Origin of the sequence: Chryseobacterium sp. JV558 (assembly GCF_033712365.1) — a bacterium.
Taxonomy (GTDB): Bacteria; Bacteroidota; Bacteroidia; order Flavobacteriales; family Weeksellaceae; genus Chryseobacterium.
Map to the genome: position 1 here is coordinate 351,313 of NZ_WJHU01000003.1, position 20,413 is coordinate 371,725.

Here is a 20,413-nt window from a genome sequence, read left to right on the forward strand (position 1 = left end):
TTTATAATCCGAAAATACTTAAAGAAGTAAGTGTAGCATCAGTATCCAAAGTTTTTGAACTTCCCAGTTTCTGATTCAGACTTACGGTAATATTATCCCCTTGGTTCAGGTTAAAAATTCCTGAACAGTTTCCCGCAACACGGTTTCCAATGGTATTGGTTCCGGGATAACTTCCTACACATTTGAACACTTTATTGGTGGTGGAGGACGTTGAATTGGTTTGAATCAAAGTCTCATACCTTGAATCATTTGCAATACTTCCGGATGCTAATGAAAAGGTAAAAGCTACGATATATACTCCAGTTTTTGAGGCTGTAAAAGTTCCTGTACCAGCATTAAAACTGCTGTTCACATCCGTCTTTTTAGTCCAGCCAATAACAGCAGTCTGCACTCCATCACCAAAACTTTGTACCGAAGAGTTTTCTGCATCTACAAAATCATTGGAAGTTTTATGAGCCAGTGTGATCCATGAAGTTCCATTAGAATAGCTAAGATCCTGTGTTCCGGAGTTATACCTCAGCGCTCCGGCCTTTGCTGCAGAAGCAGATTGCGAAGTTCCCCCAATTCCGATTGCATTTAAACGTTCATTGGATCTAAGATCCAGCCTTGTTTTGGGGGATTTTGTTCCTGCTCCTACATTTCCGGCGGGAGTAATCACTACATCATCATAATAACTGGAAGGTATTGAGACATTTGTCTTTTTCTGTCCATCTATATGTACTGTTCCTTCCGGGGCAGACATATTGATTCCTATCTGGGCCTGAATCCCTATGCCACAGCAAATGAATAAAGCCAGTCCTAATTTTTTTCTCATATCAAGTGTGTTATTGTTCTAAAATAGAAAGATTTACAAAGCCATAATCATTGCTTGCAGAAGTTAGGTCTGTTCTCAGACTGAGGTTACCATTATAAACAGACTGGTAGATATAGGGCTGAAGAGTATCGCCTTTATTCAGCTGCACTCCGGCTACGCAAGCACCTGCAACTTGGGCCTGTTTTGAAATATTGGAGAAGGATTTCACACATTTTTTAACGGTATTGTTTCCGTTCACTACATATCTCGCCTCGGAAAAATAGCCTGAAGCTATAGGGATTCTTACAAAATCATACGTAAAAGAAACAAGATATACTCCGGTTCTTGGGGCTGTAAAAACACCTGTTCCGGGAGTAAAGTTTGCTGTTGGATCGGAAATCTCCGTCCATCCGGCAATCCCTGTAGAAACCTGATAAGGAATTTTAACGGCAAAGTTAGCTGCCTGAATATTAGCTACCACTACCGCTTTGGTGGGGGAAGAAATAAGATCCTGCCATACAATACCATCCGAATACTGCATTTTTCCACCATTCAGCGGGTTATATCTTACAGCACCTCCACCTGCTGCTGAGGCTGTCTGGCTGGTCTCTCCTATTCCGATTGAGTTGTCTGTGTTAACTGTGGACCGTGTATCTATTTTAACAGCGGGAGATAATGTTCCAATTCCCATTTCTCCTGTAGAAGTTATCACAACATCATTGGCAGTCTGGGTAGCGGAAGGAACTCCGGATCCGGGATTATCTTTTGCCCCGTCCACATGGAAAGTGGTTTGAGGGTTTGGAGTATTAATACCTACCTGCGCTTTTGAATAACTTATGGTAAAGCACAAGGAAATCAATATCCCCTTCATCCAAATACTTAGATTTTTCATTTAATTTGTGGTTTAAAACGTGTACAATTCTTGGCCAAAGATAAATGCAAAAGCACATTACATACAATAGCAATCTTTAAACAACAAACACACAACACATTGAAAACAAGATAAATAACCACTTATTTTACATTGTCAAAATACGGAATTTTGCTATTTAAAATAAAACCACCATCCTATTTTATGGGAAATTTTTAAAGAATTTTTAATTTTTAAAGAAAAAAATTATTTCGAAAGCCTATTTAGAAAAAAGATTGAAGGTCATGAGTAAGTTCGTCATAGGATTTATTTTCTCCGAATTTCAATATTCTATAGGTTTCAAGTTCTTCAATAATGATGTCATAATGATTGCTTTTAGGATAGTGAAATGTTGAAATATAGACAACAATATTTCCTTTCTGTAATCCTAAAGCTGTAGTATCACCATCCCAATAATCAACCATTTCATATCCGAAAAAATTTTCCCGGGATAATTGCTTTAGTAAATTATTGATTTCAGTTGTTTTATTTTTCATTTAGAAAGAAAGACGAAAAATAAGCAGAATTTTTGAATTAAAAACAATCTTAATGAAACCTGAAGTTAGCTTCTGGCAATGTATTCTTTTTCAGGAATGCTTCATATTCCGGAGATAGTTTTGCACGTCCAAAGGTATTTTCACCACTCATGCTTCCAAGACGCACTTTATCCTTACCATATTTCCTGTTCATGGCATCCATAGCTTTCATTACAGGAAGATGCTGGTTTTGTATATCTTCTTCAAAAAGGCTGATCTGTCTCTGATCTTCAGGTACAAAATCATTCACCATCACTCCTGCTCTTTTATAATGAAATCCGTCTCTGTAGATGGCTTCAAAAAGTTCATTAACCACTCTTCCTATTAAAATTGAGGAATTGGTAGGATTGGAAAGAATCTGGGTCATTGCGTTTCTGTATTCAGGCAGATCTTTTCTAAAGCGGTTCGTCTGTACAAAAACGGTAATCATTTTACAACAGGTATTCTGTTTTCTTAATCTTTCTGAACAATACATCCCAAAAGTTTCTACCCTTTCCCGTACTTCTTCTTTTTTCGTAAGCATCTGCATAAAGCTTCGGGTAACCGCTATAGATTTTTTAGGAGAAGGTGCATCCAGTTCCATCTGACGAATTCCCTTCAGTTCATTGATCATCCTTACCCCATGAATTCCCATCATCTTCCGAACCCACATTTCAGGTTTTTGAAGAAGATCCCAGGCTTTATGGACGCCACTGTCATTCATTTTGACAGCCAGCCTTCTTCCGATTCCCCAAACATCTCCGATATTAAGCCATTTCAGGGCTTTTTCAATTTTCTCAGGAGTATTCAGAATATACACTCCATTAAATTTCTCCGGAAAATCTTTTACAATTCTGTTGGCGACTTTGCATAGGGTTTTCGTAGGAGCGATTCCTATACTTACCGGAAGGTTTTCTTTCTCATCAATCTCTTCTTTGATTTTAAGGCAATATTCATACATATCAATATACTTAAACCCTGTCAAATCAAGAAAAAGCTCATCAATACTATAGACTTCATGATCAACAACATAAGATTTGGCAATATTGATAACCTGCTGGCTTTTGTAATTATACAACTCAAATTTTGCAGAAAAGCTTTTCACATCATGTTTTTGAAAAAGCTCCTTGTACTTGAATGCCGGGGCTGCCATAGGAATGCCCAAGTCTTTTGCTTCTTTACTTCTGGATACAACACACCCATCGTTGTTGGAAAGAACCACAACGGGTTTGCCCTCAAGATCAGGATCTAAAGTCCTTTCACAGGAAACAAAAAAGTTGTTACAATCTACGAGTGCGTACATGATAATTGTATAGTAAATATCTACACAAAATTAGAGCTTTTAAAGAATAAAATAATCTTTTAGACCATAATTAACATCATATTTAACAATCTGAAAAACAAATGGATAAAATTCTTAAACACGACACGTTTTGTCGCATTAGTGATTTAATTTTGTGTTCAAAAACAGTTATTACACTCAAGATTAAATCATTTTCAAGCGCTCTTCCTCAAGGTCAATCTGATAGAGCTGATGGCGGATAATCTCTTCATTCACGGAAATATCTTTATTCAGTTCGGAAAGAAATTCTCTTTGGCTTTCCAGCATTTCAAAAAAGATATCTTTTGTTTTTTCGTTCATCCATTCCGTATCATTGGTCTGTATTTTTTCCTCCCAATGTTTCAGCATTCTTTCTAACCCCGCGTGGCTATTCAGTTCATTTTCATGCTTACTTTTAAGAAAATGATAAACGTGCTGTTTCAGTTTGTGCTTTATTTCTTCTCTGGCCTGCTTATCTTTTTCTTCATCTGTAAAGTCATCAAATATATGTCCATATTTGATAAGGTATGGCAATGTGAGCCCTTGTACAAGTAATGTAAGCAGAATCACAACGAAAGTAATGAACAGAATAAGGTTTCTGTTGGGAAAAGGAAGTCCGTTCTCAAGAGTAATGGGAATTGCCAATGCAGCTGCCAAGGAGACAACCCCTCTCATGCCCGTCCATCCAAGCAGAAGCGGCATCAGCAAACGCCTTCTTGCAGAGGATGCACGCGGTGCTACACTTGGCCTAAAAATCAACGTAGCCAACATGGCAGCATATGCACTTATTATTCTGGCCGCAATGAGAACACCTGTTACCAAAACCCCATATTGAATGGCAACCTTCAAAGGAATTCCTTCCCATCGCAGCCCGCCAACAATTTCAGGAAGTTCGAGTCCTATAATTAGAAATACAATACCGTTCAGAATAAATACAAAGCTCTGCCACACGCTATATCCCATAATACGGCTGGTACTGTTTAAAAAAATCAATCGTTTACCTGACATATACAAACCTCCACAAACAACAGCTAAAACTCCGGAAGCATGAAACTGTTCTGCAATCCAATACATGAGATAAGGTTCAATGATGGTTAAGGCAATATCTGAAGCAGCTTCTGTAGGAAGTCTTTTGTGAACCTGTACAAAAATCCATGCCAGGGCTAAACCAATTCCGGCACCTCCAATAATCATCCATAAAAAATCTAATGAAGCTTCCTGCCATACAAACTGTCCGGTCCCTACAGCAATTAAGGCAAAGCGGAATATAATAAGTGAAGACGCATCATTCAACAAACTTTCTCCTTCAAGAATAGCGGATGTAGTAGATGGTATTTTTACAAACTTCATGATCGCTCCCGTGCTTACTGCATCAGGCGGAGATACGATTCCTCCCAGCAGAAATCCAAGAGCGATAGTAAACCCGGGAATAAAATAATTAGCTGTCACAGCAACTGCCAGCGCTGTAAAAAAAACAACCAAAAAGGCAAAACTCCCAATAATACGCCACCATCTTTTCATTTCTTTAAAGGAAATAGACCATGCTGCTTCAAATAATAATGGGGGTAAAAAAATAAAAAAGATAAGATCCGGATTGATCTTTACAACCGGTAAGCCTGGTACAAAACTGACTAGCAGCCCAAATACAACAAGTAAAATAGGGTATGCAATTTTTAACTTGACCGCCCACATATTTAACAGCACAATGGCCGCTATCATGGCCAATAAAAAGGGTAAGATGGTATGCATTTGATATTGTGTTTTTGCTCACCCTATTTACCACTTCTATTTGGTTTTTGAAAATTTAAAAGCAATTTTTTCTTCCTCTTAATACTTACCAATTGATTCAAATGCTATAAATCTGTTTGTATATTATCTTTTTCACTCAGGTTGAATATGATAGAATTTTCAATAAAAATTAAATAAAACACGTCAAGTTTCGTCGCTTCCGTTCTATACTTTTGTATTATAACAAAATAAGAAATATGGACAGAGTAACCTTAGAACGAATTGAGAAGCTTCACCCGCTGGTAAGAGATGAAGTGAAGCAGATTGTAAAGGAATGTGATGAAGCACTCACCGGAAGAGCCAAAATACGGATCACTCAAGGGTTAAGATCTTTTGAAGAACAGGAAAAACTTTATGCAATTGGAAGAATTACATCTGGAAAAAAGGTAACCAATGCTAAGGCAGGACAAAGCATACACAATTATGGTCTTGCTGTAGATATTTGTCTGATGATTGACGGAAAAACAGCAAGTTGGGATACAGCAAAAGACTGGGATAATGATAAAGTTGCCGATTGGTATGAATGTGTAAAGATCTTTGCCCGCCATGGCTGGGACTGGGGCGGAAACTGGAAAACTTTCAGGGATCTTCCCCACTTCGAAAAAAAGAGTCTTCCTTCTAAAAAAGGGCCAGTAAAAACCAGCTGGAGAACGCTTTTGAAGATGCCCAGAGACAAGCAGAATTATGTTGTTTTTTAGCTTCCATTTATTTAAAATAAAAAAACAAAACCCACCTAACTCATTGATTTAAAGTTCTATTTTTTTTGATAAATTAATTGAAATCATTTGTAATACGACAAGTTCTGTCGCTTCCCCCATCTATCTTTGCTTTATAAGAAAACACCAGAAAGCAGTCCTAATAATAAGCTGAAACCAATAGACATTTTTTCGGAAATCTATTGGTTTTACTTGTCTAAAGCTGCCAAATGTTTCCTTAAAAAAAATGAAAAAATAACATGAAAAAGACAACCATTCTTTCTTTGGACGGGGGCGGAATAAGGGGAATCATCACCTGCATTATTCTACGCTACATAGAAGAACAGCTCCAGTATTATGATAAGCCCGCGGCAAAGCTTGGGGATTATTTTGATCTGGTGGCAGGCAGCAGTACCGGAGGTCTGATTGCATCTATTATTCTATGTCCCGACGAAACCCGAAAAGCAAAATATTCTATTCAGAAAGGATTAGAATTATATGCGGAAAAGGGCGGCGATATCTTCCAGGTTTCCTTTTGGGAAAAGCTGGTTAATCCATTCGGATTATTGAATGAAAAAATTCCACAGGAATCACTTGAAAGGAATTTAAATGACTTTTTTGGAAATTTAGAATTAAAAGAATTAATAAAACCATGTCTAATAACAAGTTACGATATTGAGAACAGAAGAGCAAAGCTTTTCAACTCATGGAAAGCCAACCTCAGCACAGATAACTTCTATGTAAAAGATGTTTGTAGAGCAACTTCGGCTGCTCCAACCTATTTTAGTCCGGTACAGATCAAATCAATGTATGGACAGATCTTCAGTCTGATTGATGGAGGAATGTTTGCTAATAATCCCGCTCTTTGTGCTTATGCAGAAGCAAGGAAAATTCCTTTTGCAGAAGTTTTGAAAAATCATCAGAAAGCCAACCATCCTAGTGTAAACGATATGATTATTGTTTCTATCGGAACAGGAATTGAAGCCAGACCCTATCCTTTTAAAAAACTGGAAAAAGCCGGAAAAATTGGCTGGGTAAGCCCGATCATCGACATTTTAATGTCTGCCAATGCAGAAACAGTAGATTATCAGCTGGAACAGATGTTTCAGACACTAGGTCTAAGAAATCAGAAAAACTATTACCGCTTAAATCCTTCACTGAAAAATGCTTCTCCAGCAATGGATAATGTAAGAAGATCTAATATTGAGAACCTGATACAAGCTGGATTGGGTTATATTGATGATAACAGAGAAACTTTGAATCAGATTGTTCAAAAACTCATCAAAAACAAAGTATAAGCTCTGAACCTTATAATAACCTAATATAAGCTTTGAAGATTATATTTAAAATTATAAAAAATCTTTTTTAACACGTCAAGTTTTGTCGCTTCACCCCACTATCTTTGGAGTATCAGAAAGACACAAAACAACCATCAATAAAATTTTTAAATAGCCTTTGAATTCAACATTTACCTATGCTGAACAGCCTGAAATATGTTCAAAATATAACCAACATCTTACAATACAAAACATGGAAATAACCAATACCAACATTCTCTTCGATGAAGGCCTCTACACAATAGAATGGAGTGACATTGAAAATACTGAGATGGATTATGAAAACTATCTCAGCGACATTGAAAACTTCTTCAGAGAAGATTTTGAAGAAGCAGTACTTGAAGAAGATATTCTTTAAATAAAAATAAAACATGACAAGTTCTGACGCTGTCCAACACTATTTTTGAAATCTCTATAATACGCGCACAGCAATCTCATTAAACATTCTCACACCTTTGAATTCACCATTCACAAAATGCTGGACAGCCAGAACTATGTCTGAAAATATAGTAAAAAGTGGAATTTGTTTCCCTAAAAACAGGCCACAACAATCAATATATTAACCAATAAACCACACAACGTTTTATGAAAACAAAAGAAGAACTCAAACTCTATTTTGAAAATGGAGATATCCCAAAACAGGAAGACTTTTGGGAATGGCAGGACTCTTACTGGCATAAGGATGAAAAAATTGAAGGGACTAAAGTTTCAGGACTTGAGAATGGTACATACAATATCATTTATGCTGAAATGGACAAAGACAAGAACGCCTCGATAGACTTTTTTTTAAAAAGAAAAGTAATCATCCCTCCAGGAACTTTAAGAATACCAAACTATTTTACAATGGGCATAATGATAACAGACATACAAATACCTAAAGGTATCGTAAGTATTGGAGAAAATGCTTTTTTAAGCTCACAAATTACTTCCTTGACCATCCCTGATAGTGTCACTGAAATTAAGAGACTTGCATTTGCAAGTAATAAACTAAGCTCCCTCCAACTTCCCGAAAATTTATCTGTGATTGGCTATGGTGCATTTTCAGGTAATGAAATCACAGATCTTTCAATTTCAAAGAATCTTAAGATCATTGAAACCTCTTTATTCAGTTCTAATAAACTTACTTCTGTAATCATTCCTGATGGTGTTACTGATATCAAAGATTATGCATTCGGAAACAATCTTATTACATCTGTACATATTCCTCATAGTGTTCTCAATATTGAGAGTGGAGCATTTTCAGGTAACAAATTAACAGAGGTTGTATTAGGAGAAAATACCAAATATCACATGTATTCTTTTGATCCTGAAGTTCAGGTAACTGGAGGAAAACTTATCAATTAAACTTTAAACAAATGAAAACAAAAGAAGAATTAAAAAAATATTTCGAAAACGGAGATATTCCAGTACAAGAAGAATTCTGGGAGTGGCAGGAATCTTATTGGCATAAAGATGAAAAAATTCCAGCAGATAATTTGGACTATGATCTCTCTCAAAAAGCAAATGTAAATGCATCTAATCTAAGTCCGCAGAATGCTCAGCTTTGGAAAGATAAAATTGAAACTCAAACAGCTATTCAGGCTCCTCAATTGAACGGAAATGCCTTAACTGTGTTTTATACAGGAGAGAATGGTGTTCAGCAAAGTAAATCAGTAGATTTAAGCAGTTTGATCACCCGTGATATCAATATTGAGAATGCGGTATATGATGCTTCTCAAAATATTATTACGATTACCCAAAATGATGGTTCAGCCTTTCACATCAATCTTTCGGAATTCAGTATCATTCCTACGACCAATTCTGATGGAAGCGTAACGTTGTCTCAGGAAGGACAGGAAAAAGTCATTCTGAAAAAAGTGGCTGTAACAGGAAGCTATAATGATCTTTCTGATAAACCAACTTTTAGTGGGAATGATAATTTACAAAATGTCATTGACAGAGGTAACGGAACAACCAAGCCTATTATTTTCCAGCCAAGCCAGGGCAGAGCAGGTGAAATAAACTTCAGTCCTACTACTTATTCTTTTTGGTTTGGAAATTTGAATACGGATCATACCGGAGCTTACGGACTAGGGATTGGTTATAATACATTATCAAAATTAACCACAGGATCAAATAACGTAGCCCTTGGTTCTTACGCTTTAAATGAAGTCACCACAGGAAGATGGAATACCGCAACCGGTGTTTCAGGCGGAGCTAAACTTACAACGGGTAATTTCAATGCTTTTTTCGGAACACAAGCGGGAACTGAAACAACAATAGGAAACGGAAATACATATATCGGAGATGAAGCAGGGAACAAAAATATTACCGGAACCAATAACACGGCTCTTGGTCTTGGAGCTGCTTATTCCTTAACTAATGGAACTCAAAATACTTTCTTAGGTGCTTTTGCGGGAAACATTCATGGTAAAGCAACAGGATCCGGTGCATGGGGTTACAATACTTTTATTGGATATAATGCAGCCTCTACAACTCACGCTATGGGAGTTTGGGGTGACAACAATGTTGTTATCGGTTGTAATGCCCCACTAGGAGGTTCAACATTTAACAAACTGGTTATTGAATCAAATCCGGCAGCAAGACGTCATGATTTTGTTACGCCTTTAATTGGTGGTGACTTTGCTGCAAGAACGTTGGATTTTGATGCTGTAGTTTCTGCGAAAAGAACACCTTTGGCTGATAACACCTATACAAAAGTCGCTGTTCTAAATGCTAATAATGTATTTGGATATAAAAATTTATCAGATTTTACTGATTTCCTTCCATTAACAGGAACGGGAGCCGGAGCTCCGATGACAGGTAATATCCAGTTTACAGACGAAGATCCGGAAGAAAGAATCATTTATAGAACGAATGAACTTGACGGTGTAAAAAATAGTCTCGGATTATTTCCTGAATCTGCAATGATGTCTTCTGGCAATTTAGATGGAACAAATGCCTCTAGTATCTCTGTGAGTAAAGAAAGTGGTGTTTTTGCTTATGGACATGGTTCACGTTTAATGCTGAGTGACGTAGGTGCCGCTTTAAGACAGACAAATGGTGGAGGATTAAAAGGAATTTTTGCAAGTCCAAACATAGATGAACCTGTACTTATAGAGCATGAAACAACAAATGCCAGAGGATTAAGTTCTAAAACTTATTTCGGAGATAACGCCCAGGAAAATGATTATATCCAAAAACAATATGCAGACAAACAGCATTCTTATACGACAAAAGAAGAGCTAACAGGCGGAAAATGGATTAATGGTAAACCGGTTTATAAGAAAACCTTGTACCTGAACCAGATTCCAAGAACAGGTGAAATTGATTTGAGACCTGAATTCCCGGATCTTGAAACCATTATTTCCAATGAGATGTTTACAGAGTGGGATGATATTAAGGCCGCATTTGCGGGTAACCAATGGAGAACAAAAGCCTACATCACCATCGAAAGAGAAAGAGCAGTTATTGAACTTTTGAATGTACCTGATTACAATTATTCTCTTATCAATTCATTTACTCTAACTCTTGAATACACAAAAAAATAAGTAATCATGCCAACAGACAATACAACAACAGTTAAATCCGCATTTACCGTCGGAAAATCCTTAATAGCAGAAGGTATTATTAACTATAAAGAAACAAACCCTATGAATACAACCAATAACGCATCCCAATCACTTTTCAGATTTGTAAGTCTGAGGAATCCACAATTAACAGAAATTAAAGATAAAAACTTAGGATTTATCCACAGACCTAAGGGAGTATCCGGTATTTTTGATACTGCAGTCGCAGGAAGACCTTCCAAAACGTTAAAGTTTGCAGCAATGAAAAGAGTTGCCGGAGAGTTTAACAATGTAGGATTCGAAAGTGAAAAGAAAATTGAAGAAGGAGCATTCAAAGATCTTCTTGTCATTGGAAGAAAGCTTTCTAAAAAAGAAATATTAGAAAGTACTGACTGGGCTTTCGTTACGGAATATTACAAAAGTCTGGTTAATACCAACAGACAGCTTAATGCAGAAGGAGTTGCAATATTTTCCCAGCTTTGGAACAATTATATTTATCAAATCATTACCCAGGGAGATTTCTATATTAAAGAAGCAATCAGTCATGTTTTAATGGCTATTCAGCTTGGTTTTGCAAGCAATCAGGATCTCACAGATCAGGAAATCATCAAAATTAATGGAGAAAAACCTTTGGAAAAAGCTTTGGATGGAAAAATCATACTACCCACCATCTTATTTTCAGAAGATACCGAAACCGTTTCTTCAGTTTCCTCAAGAGCTGCTGGAGCTTCTGAACCGGCTCTGGGAGCGAGAACCATTCAAAGATTAGAATCTGAAGCAAGAGCCTCGTTGGTCGCCAGCAAAGCGATCCATAGAAAACAATCTTTGAGCAAGCTAAATTCCGAACTGGAAAAACTTCAGAAAAAATTCCATAAATCCAGACATCAGGCCTACCAGGATGCATATTCAAGATATATGGAAGAAAACAAAGAGCGTTTAGAAATCTATGACAGAAAATTAGCCGAAGTAGACAGCAAAATCACTCCGGACATGTCTGAGGAAGAAAAAGAACGTCTTTACAGCACTTTAAAGGAATATGAAGTTACTCCGTTTGTATTTACGTACAAAAATGAAATCAATTTAGAAGATTTGCAGGCAAAGCTCTCTCCGGAATCTTTTGACCTTTTTGTTGAGCTTTTCGGTGAATCCACAACCGGATTAGTTTCTCTGGCTGAAGATACAGACAGTCTTCAGATCCTTTCACATGATACTTTGAGAATGGGTACTCAGACTATTGTTCTTGATGATGAGATAGAAAGCTATGCTGATGCTTTACTTGTTGTAAGAAACAATATCTCTTCTTCCATGGAAACTGCACTTCAAAGCAGCCCTCTTCCAGAACAACAGTATGCCAATATTGGTGGAGCTTCAGTACCTCTTATTCAAAATACAGCCAGAACGCCGATGGCATACAGCTTATATGCGCACAGTGCTTACAGAATATCTGGTAGCAGAGGATTTGTTAATTTTTCTTTTGAAGTTGAAGATGTTTCATGGAGCGTTGCCAATGCCAAGATTACGGCTACAACAGATGCTGCCGGAACTTTCGAAGAAAATTACAGCAATATTTCTGTGGTAGATAATAAGATTACCTTACCTGCAGCCTTGATAGACAGATTCAGAAGCAGCTTTAGTTTCAAAATAGAAATCATTTTTGATAACGGAAGCGTAGCCTATGGAGACATTTCCACACAATATCCAAAAGAAGACCTGAACCTTACAGGAATGCTTATATTGAAGCGTGCAGCAGTTGAAAACCCGGGTACACCTGAACCAGGTACCATCCAAAAACGTAAAAATTTCGGGATCAAAAGACTTGGAGTTGCAGATTATATGAAAGTAGTACAAAGTGTTCATGCCTACGTTCCTGGAGAGGTTTCCAATATTGAGAACGTTATGGCAAGCGAATTGAGACATAAATCTTCGGTTTCCAGAGAATATTCTGAAGTTACAGATACAACTTCCAAATCTCAGGAAACAGAGAAGATGTCAGATACTTCCAAAACTTCCAGAACAGATATGCAGACCGAAGTTGCTAAAGAAATTGAGAAGCAGCAAAGTATTTCTGCATATACAAGATTTAGCTATGGAAATGACAGTGCGATGAAGTTTGAAATAGGAGCAGACTATGCCAATAATACGGCACAGCATGACAGCACAAGACAGGCTGTGATGAAATCTCAGGAAATCACGGAAAGGGCAATGGAAAGAGTTCTTACTAAAATTTCGGAAGAAAGAGTTCAGAAAATCATCAAGGAATATACGGAAACCAATGTTCATGAATATGACAACAGAGGAAAAGTAACCAATACCGATAACCCTGAAGCAGCACAGCCTAAGCACATTACCGGAGTTTACAGATGGATAGACAAGAAAATGAAAAACCAGATCTACAACTATGGTAAGCGTACCATGTTTGAATTTATGGTTCCCGAACCTTCAAGATTACACCGTTTGGCTCTTACTGTTGCCAAAGCTCAGGTTCTTACTGCTCCTGTAGACCCTAGAAAAGCTCCGGAACCATGGTTAATGGCAGATCCGAAATCTGCAACGATTGTACAGATCCAGCATTGGGCTCAGGAATACGGAGTAACTTTAGAAGCATTCCCGGAAGCAACTAAACAGGTTATTCATACAGCTTCCAGCGTTCCCCAAACAGATGACGATTTTGGAATTGATCATACACAGTTTACCATCCCAGACAATTATGCCGGAAAAAATGCAAGCTTCACCTGCGTATCAACAAGAAACAGAGGTGGTGGATGGTCAGGATCGCGTTATTCTGAAGTATTCTTCTCTAATTTTAAAGGCGATATGATTGGCCGTTCCGAACGTGGTGGAGATCTTGTTTTTAACGAAGGATCATCTGGTTTCAATATCACAGGTAATGTAACTTTCCAGGTAAAAGGACACAACGTAAGAAGCTATACCATCAAAGCAGTTGTAAATTGTGAACTGAGCGATGCATTTATCAATAAATGGAAAACAGAAAGCTTCAATGAAATTATTAAAGCCTATGAAGCTGCTTATGCAAAATTCCAGGAAGATCAGGCAAGATTGGATGCTGAACAGAAAGAAAAAGAAGCTCAGCTTAAAGAAAGACAGGATACTTTCTATCGTTATATGGAACATGATGTCTTAAAGCACAACTGTATTGCGTATTTATTACAGGATTACCTTTATACATTAGGTCAGGAAACCACCAACGGCGCTGATGAGAAAACAACCATGGATAATTTCCAGGTATACCTGAGTGAAAATCTGGACAGATATACAGCCCTTGCCAAGTTTATGGAACAGGCATTTGAATGGGAAATCATGGATTATACATTTTACCCATACTATTGGGCTAACCGTAAGAGCTGGCAGGAATTCTACATCAGTGAAAGTATGGATCCTTTATTCAGAAGCTTCCTACAGGCTGGTATGGCAAGAATTATCGTTACCGTAAAACCTGGTTTCGAAGCAGCCGTTCAGTTCTTCCTTGAAACAGGAATAATCTGGAATGGTGGTTCTGTTCCGGTAATAGGAGACCCAATGTACATGAGTATCGTGGACGAAATGAGACAGCCTACCGGAGAACCTCAGGGTAAATATTGGATTACCAGAATCCCAACTACCTTAACAATCCTTCAGGATAAATCTACAGGACTTCCAGTGAAGCAGCCTTTACCGATTTTCCCGGAAAATGATCCGAAAAATTGTGAAAACCCGCTAGAACTTGAGTTTGAAACAAGCTTCACTTTGGATACTGATGCTCAATTGTCACATAGTGATGGAGCTACAACATTGCCTACAACAATTGTTGGATAGTAATAACATTAATAGCGGTGTGAAATATCACCGCTTTTTTACAATTTTTAATTTCAAAAAACTTTAAAAATGAAAAATATAGATATTAGGAATCTTGCGAAGATTGGTGTGGCAAATATTGATGTTTATAACATAAATGATGAAAATAATTTTTCTGATGAAGCAAAACTTGAATTTTACCGTTCTGCTAAAAATTCACAAGGAATCATTGGAGCGAAAGATGATGAGTACAATGGGGAATTTGGCTTTGATGCTTTCAATGAAAAGATGATGCCCAAATCTTATTTGTTATATTATAAAGATATGGATGGAAAAGATATTGCAATAAATGATAGACCTAAATATATTTGCTCTTATCTTAGTATATATCCTCCAAAATTTGGACCTAAAAAAAGTAAAGTCACATTATATATCAAGATAATCGACAAAAAAAACAAAAAAGCCAATGGCGAAATTGATTTTATTTTTTCTAACTCTAAAAACGATAATGTATCTGATAATCTAAGTATTGTTGGTGGAAATAAAATAAAGATCGAAAGTAATATAACCAAGGCAATAAGTATACAATGTAACGGTGATTTTGAGAATGATATTTATCTTGATGCTAAAATAGGAACTAAAAAAATTGGCAGAATTATTATTATGGCCAATTCAAAAATATATCAAACAACAATACAACCCGTACTCATTAACTGGGGAACCACTGCATCAAAAACTGTTGATCCCGTTGAACATGAGGAGTTTATTAAGGATTTAGCAACATATTTTAATACAAACTCTTTTAATCAATCCTATATAATCGGAAAACTGGCTGAAAAAACACATTCTGTCACATTTTTAAAAAGTGATTTTACAAAGAAAGATGTATTAAAAGAAATGAATGAAGAAACAGATCCTTGTGGAAGAATAAATAAAGGAGGACTTTTTGTTAATTATGGGAATAAAGGTGAGTTTGTAAATGCTAGAAATTATAACGCATTAGTTGAGGAAAGATATGCAGCATTAAATTCAAATAATAAAGATAAACAGATCGCCAAGGAGAAGTTGGATGTTGCAATGAAAGAATTGATCAAAGTTTTTTCTAAAGATTTTAAGTATGATAAACAAAGTAATCTATCAAAAGCTAAAGAATTTCACAAAGATGCAGTCGTCACAAATATATGGAAAAAACAGGAGGTAATTGCCGCATACAACAAATACATAGAATTAAGAAAAGACTATAAAGGAAGTGTTTATCTGGATCATACCAAAACTATTTACATATTCATAAATAAAAATATTGAAGGGGGAAGGGATCCAATTACTAAAACTCAAGCTTATTCCTTAAATTCATCAGGAGTAGTACATGTTTTTAATAGCGCATATACTGACAAAGATAAAAATGCATTAGTCATACATGAAATTGGCCATGCCCTAAGCCTACAGCATACTTTTAGTGATCGAAACTTAAATACTATAAATGACAATATTAAAACCATTCAAAAGCTTGAAAATGAAAAAAAAGAATTAGAAAGCATTAAAAAAAATCTTGATTTAAGAAACTACTATGGTTTAGATAAAAAATATGTGACTATTAAAACATTAATTGTTTATAATGAAGAAACTAAAACCCCAAGTATTTCTTATTTTGAAAGTGCTTTTCTAAACAACATTATTGGGAAAAAAGCAGAAAAAGCTGGAGAAAAAACAATTACTGGAGCTATAGAAATAGAAAGTAATCCTAACCCGACTTCTGATATCTCAATAGATGAGGAAATCACAAAAATTGAAGCTAATATAAAAAAGTTGAAAGATGAAAACATTAAACTGAAAGATCTCACAGGAGTCTTATCTCAAAGTAAAACATTAGAAAACATTATGGATTACAGACAGCCAATAGATGCTACATGTGAAAAACCTTTCAATGAGAATTTTCAATATAAACTATTCTATCAATGGCAATGGAAAGAAATGTTGGAAACAGGAATCGAAAATGAGTATATTAGTGAAGCAAAATAATATCTATGAGAATCTTATCACTATTCACAATATTCTTCAGTTTTTATTTATACAGTCAACAGCCTAAAGTAGAAATAGACCAAAGTATAAATTCAAAGAAATATAGCCTAAGAGTTAATGGCAAATCTATAGCTATAGAAAAATATGACTCTTTACAAGTTGAAGGGAGTTTTATAACCGGAAAAACAGGAACCCTTTGGGACATTTATAATTTATCTGGAAAAATAATAAAATCCAGCATAAAATCATATTATCCTTATTCTTCAAATACGCTTCAGATTATTGATGCTATTAATAAAATGTATTTTATCAACAAAGCTGGCGAAAAAACAACCCCTAAAGCAATAATACAAAACCCTTTACGGTCTAATGATGAACTTGGGAATAATACTCACACCTCCTATAAAATTATAAACGATCATCTTATTAAAGAAGTCTCTACATATGATAAAATAGATACTACATATAGTTTGAAATTTGACAAAATGTCACCCGAAAAAACTATCTTTCAAAAATTGATGAATAATAAAAAAGGTATTTCTTTTGAAAGAGGATGGTATGTGGGAGATCTATGGGGAAATCTTGATCCTGATTTTGTTATCCTAAAAAGTGATAAAAAATATGGAGTATGGTCTTTACTTAATGAAAAATACATACTTCCTCTAGAGTTTGATAAAATCCAAAACTTTACTTCATACCTTTATTTAGAAAAAAATGGAGTATCAACCTTCTACCCTAATATAGGTACTGAACCGAAATATAAAAAACTAGAACCCTATGCCGGAGCTTTTGCCAGGTTTGAAACTCCAAACGGTAAAAAAGGCTGGGTAGACAGAAAAGGAAAAGAATACTTTGACCAATAATAATCAATAAGCCACAGATTATTGTGGCTTATATTTTTTTAAAATTCACATACTAGACACATTATTGCTCCTATATAAACTATACAGTAAAATAGAAATCAAGTGTAATCTTCTCACAAAAAAATAAAACACGACACGTTTTGTCGCATTAAGCATATATATTTGTCTTATAAAATTCACCATGAAACGCAGCATTGCTGCACTATAAAAATAGACAAATGAAAAAAGATTTTTATCTGACAAGATATGCCTTAATTATAAAAAGATTAGAAAGCTCTCCGGCAACGTATTCCCAGCTGGAGGACTATCTTTTAAACTCTTTTGAATTTCAGGATGCAGACATCAAGAGTTATTCTATCCGTACCCTGCAGAGGGATATCCGTGAGATTTCCGATCTTTTCAACCTTTCCATTCACAACAAGAAAAAGGGGGACAATCGATATTACATCGAAAGCCGCCCAATTATGGAAGTGGATGAATACAACCAAAAGTTACTCGAATCTTTTCAGGTGAGCAACGCCATGAATACCCATCCCGATTTCGCAGATTTTATATTTTTTGAAAGCCGGAAACCAACGGGTGTGGAAAATTTTTATGACCTCTTTTTCGCCATCCGAAATAAAAGGGTTGTAAGCTTTGAACATTACAATTACAAAAACAAACTGATGACCTCCAGAAAAGTTCATCCTTTAGCTTTAAAAGAATCCAAAGACAGATGGTATCTTATCGCCATTGATACAAAAGATAAAGTGTTAAAATCATTCGGACTGGATAGAATCAACTATCTGGATGTAGCTAAAAACCAGTTCAAAGAAAAGTATAAATACAATTTCAGAGAGCATTTTAAAAATGCATTCGGAGTCATGAATCTGACGGAGCAGAAACCACAGAATATTGTATTGAAATGCAGCCGTCATCAGGGTGAATATATTAAAAGCTTTCCTCTTCATCAATCGCAGAAAGAAACCAAAGAAACTCCGGAAGAGATCTATTTTGAGTTCTTTTTACATCCTACTTATGATTTTATGCAGGAAATTCTTTCTTTCGGAAAAGAAGTTACCGTTCTGGAACCTAAAGGTTTAGTTGATGACATCCGCAATCATTTGCAGGAATCTTTAAACCGCTATCTTGAAAGCTGATTATAAAAAATAAATTTCATATTTTTTGTTATATTTACATAAATATCTCCTTATTGAAAACGTTATTCATTGGCATAACCTGTTTTATTTCTTCCTTTTTACTATCACAGCAGAAAGAAGAGTTCAGGCTTGTAAAAAACTATTACAACCAGCACAGAAATATGCTGAATAAAGAGTTCAAAAAAAAGTTTGATGCCGAATCCAATACGGTAAAAAAAGGAGCAATAAAAGGAGATTTTCTTTTTTTCATGAAGAAAATGGACAGCATTGAAAACAATGCGCTGATTGGAGCTTTATTGAAAGTAAGAAACCTGGAAGACCTCCAAACCATCAAAAATCCTAAATTAACCTCTGAAAAATTTTCAGACGCAGAAAAGATTGCAGATTATCCCGGAGGACTTAATTCTTTGAGGCAGGAAGTGGCCAATCTGCTGTATGTTGACGGGGTATATTCTGTAGAAAAAATGATAAAAACAGATGTTGATTTTATTGTAGAAAAAGATGGAACAGTCAGCAATGTTCATGCACAGGGCGATAATTTCACCTTCAACAGACAGGCAGAAATTGCATTATATTCTCTGGCAGAAAAGTTTTCTCCCGCAATGATAAAAGGTACTCCTACTACCTATTATTTTAAACTTCCTTTAACTTTAACGATAACTGAATAATGAAAAAGCATTTCAGCTTACTCCTGTTTTTTGCTCTTAATTTTTATTTTTCACAGCAGACAGAAGGCCTTAGAATTATTAAGTCAAAATATGATATTGAAATTCAGAAAGTAAAAAAAACTTACCTAGATGAAGTTTTAAAAGTTCCTTTAAGAAAACGCGCTAAAATAACTATAAAAAAAGATAGTGACATAAGCTCTCTGGAACTTAAAAGAGAGCAAGAATATCAAGAAGAGATAAAAAAGATACAATCTGCTTTTCCTCTCTCAGAATCAACTTTAATGGTTCTTAAAGATAATGAAGTTACACCCCCTAAGTATCCTGATGGTATAGATGCTTTCAGAAAAGAAATCATTAATAATTTTAATATTGAAGCTATTAGAGGGAAAGGTAAAATCCAAACTACCGTTAAATTTATTGTTGAAAAAGACGGAAGTATTATTGTTGTAAAAGGGATTGGAGAAAATGAAAATTTTAACAGAGAGGCTGCTACCGCTGTTTTACTTACCCAAAAGAAATGGGAACCTGCTACAAAAGATGGACTCCCCGAAAGAGCTCATATGAGCATTCCTTTAACTTTAAATTTCGACTAAATGTTTACTGACGAATATTACATGAAAATGGCTTTACAGGAAGCAAAAGCTGCTCTGGAAAAAGATGAGGTTCCTATCGGCTGTGTTGTGGTTTCCAATAACCGGATTATTGCAAGAGCCCACAATCTTACCGAAACACTTAATGATGTTACCGCTCATGCAGAAATGCAGGCCATCACTTCAGCTGCAAACTTCCTTGGAGGAAAATACTTGAAAGACTGCACATTGTATGTAACGATGGAGCCCTGTGTCATGTGCTCTGGTGCACTTTCCTGGTCTCAGATTTCAAAAGTAGTGATTGGTGCACGGGATGAGCAAAGGGGTTTTATCAATAAGCATCTTTCTCTGCATCCGAAAACTGAAATTATCACAGGGATCATGGAAGCCGAATGTTCTTCTATTGTTAAAGATTTTTTTAAAAGTAAAAGATAA

General features: G+C 35.8%; 17 protein-coding genes. 12 read left to right on the plus strand and 5 right to left on the minus strand.

Annotated elements, in window-relative coordinates:
• Position 1: 1 nt before the first annotated feature.
• From GFU89_RS12515 to GFU89_RS12535, 5 genes are all read right to left on the minus strand, one after another.
• A complete protein-coding gene (locus GFU89_RS12515) occupies positions 2 to 814 on the minus strand; it encodes a hypothetical protein (protein ID WP_318847441.1) in 813 nt (270 codons plus the stop codon).
• 10 nt (positions 815 to 824) lie between these two features.
• Entirely contained in the window at positions 825 to 1,685 is an 861-nt protein-coding gene (locus tag GFU89_RS12520; protein ID WP_318847442.1) for a hypothetical protein, read from the minus strand.
• Between the two features lie 242 nt (positions 1,686 to 1,927).
• A complete protein-coding gene (locus GFU89_RS12525) occupies positions 1,928 to 2,200 on the minus strand; it encodes a hypothetical protein (RefSeq protein ID WP_318847443.1) in 273 nt (90 codons plus the stop codon).
• A 49-nt stretch (positions 2,201 to 2,249) separates the two neighbouring features.
• Positions 2,250 to 3,521, minus strand: a complete 1,272-nt coding sequence (locus GFU89_RS12530) for a Y-family DNA polymerase (RefSeq protein ID WP_318847444.1) — start codon at positions 3,519 to 3,521, stop codon at positions 2,250 to 2,252.
• A gap of 183 nt (positions 3,522 to 3,704) precedes the next feature.
• The gene (locus tag GFU89_RS12535) at positions 3,705 to 5,288 is read right to left on the minus strand and encodes a Na+/H+ antiporter (RefSeq protein ID WP_318847445.1); all 1,584 of its coding nucleotides are present in this window, start codon (positions 5,286 to 5,288) and stop codon (positions 3,705 to 3,707) included.
• A gap of 236 nt (positions 5,289 to 5,524) precedes the next feature.
• Here GFU89_RS12535 and GFU89_RS12540 point away from each other — a divergent pair, with 236 nt between their 5' ends.
• From GFU89_RS12540 to GFU89_RS12595, 12 genes are all read left to right on the plus strand, one after another.
• Positions 5,525 to 6,025 carry a M15 family metallopeptidase gene (locus GFU89_RS12540; protein ID WP_318847446.1) on the plus strand — a complete coding sequence of 167 codons (501 nt, stop codon included), beginning with the start codon at positions 5,525 to 5,527 and terminating at the stop codon, positions 6,023 to 6,025.
• Positions 6,026 to 6,282: 257 nt separating this feature from the next.
• Complete coding sequence (locus GFU89_RS12545; protein WP_318847447.1) at positions 6,283 to 7,320, plus strand: patatin-like phospholipase family protein; 1,038 nt, start codon at positions 6,283 to 6,285, stop codon at positions 7,318 to 7,320.
• Between the two features lie 157 nt (positions 7,321 to 7,477).
• Positions 7,478 to 7,717 (plus strand): hypothetical protein, encoded by a 240-nt coding sequence (locus GFU89_RS12550; protein ID WP_318847448.1) that lies wholly within the window; start codon positions 7,478 to 7,480, stop codon positions 7,715 to 7,717.
• Positions 7,718 to 7,944: 227 nt separating this feature from the next.
• A complete protein-coding gene (locus GFU89_RS12555) occupies positions 7,945 to 8,703 on the plus strand; it encodes a leucine-rich repeat domain-containing protein (RefSeq protein ID WP_318847449.1) in 759 nt (252 codons plus the stop codon).
• A gap of 11 nt (positions 8,704 to 8,714) precedes the next feature.
• On the plus strand, positions 8,715 to 10,889 hold the full coding sequence (locus GFU89_RS12560) for a hypothetical protein (RefSeq protein WP_318847450.1): 2,175 nt from the start codon (positions 8,715 to 8,717) through the stop codon (positions 10,887 to 10,889).
• Positions 10,890 to 10,895: 6 nt separating this feature from the next.
• Positions 10,896 to 14,720 carry a hypothetical protein gene (locus GFU89_RS12565; RefSeq protein WP_318847451.1) on the plus strand — a complete coding sequence of 1,275 codons (3,825 nt, stop codon included), beginning with the start codon at positions 10,896 to 10,898 and terminating at the stop codon, positions 14,718 to 14,720.
• Positions 14,721 to 14,789: 69 nt separating this feature from the next.
• Positions 14,790 to 16,718 carry a hypothetical protein gene (locus GFU89_RS12570; RefSeq protein ID WP_318847452.1) on the plus strand — a complete coding sequence of 643 codons (1,929 nt, stop codon included), beginning with the start codon at positions 14,790 to 14,792 and terminating at the stop codon, positions 16,716 to 16,718.
• A 5-nt stretch (positions 16,719 to 16,723) separates the two neighbouring features.
• Positions 16,724 to 17,581: a hypothetical protein gene (locus GFU89_RS12575; RefSeq protein WP_318847453.1), complete on the plus strand. Its 858-nt coding sequence runs from the start codon at positions 16,724 to 16,726 to the stop codon at positions 17,579 to 17,581.
• A 218-nt stretch (positions 17,582 to 17,799) separates the two neighbouring features.
• The gene (locus GFU89_RS12580) at positions 17,800 to 18,720 is read left to right on the plus strand and encodes a WYL domain-containing protein (protein WP_318847454.1); all 921 of its coding nucleotides are present in this window, start codon (positions 17,800 to 17,802) and stop codon (positions 18,718 to 18,720) included.
• 53 nt (positions 18,721 to 18,773) lie between these two features.
• The gene (locus GFU89_RS12585) at positions 18,774 to 19,388 is read left to right on the plus strand and encodes a hypothetical protein (protein WP_318847455.1); all 615 of its coding nucleotides are present in this window, start codon (positions 18,774 to 18,776) and stop codon (positions 19,386 to 19,388) included.
• The gene (locus GFU89_RS12590) at positions 19,388 to 19,981 is read left to right on the plus strand and encodes a hypothetical protein (protein WP_318847456.1); all 594 of its coding nucleotides are present in this window, start codon (positions 19,388 to 19,390) and stop codon (positions 19,979 to 19,981) included. Before GFU89_RS12585 ends, GFU89_RS12590 begins: the two co-directional genes overlap by 1 nt.
• A complete protein-coding gene (locus GFU89_RS12595) occupies positions 19,982 to 20,413 on the plus strand; it encodes a nucleoside deaminase (protein WP_318847457.1) in 432 nt (143 codons plus the stop codon).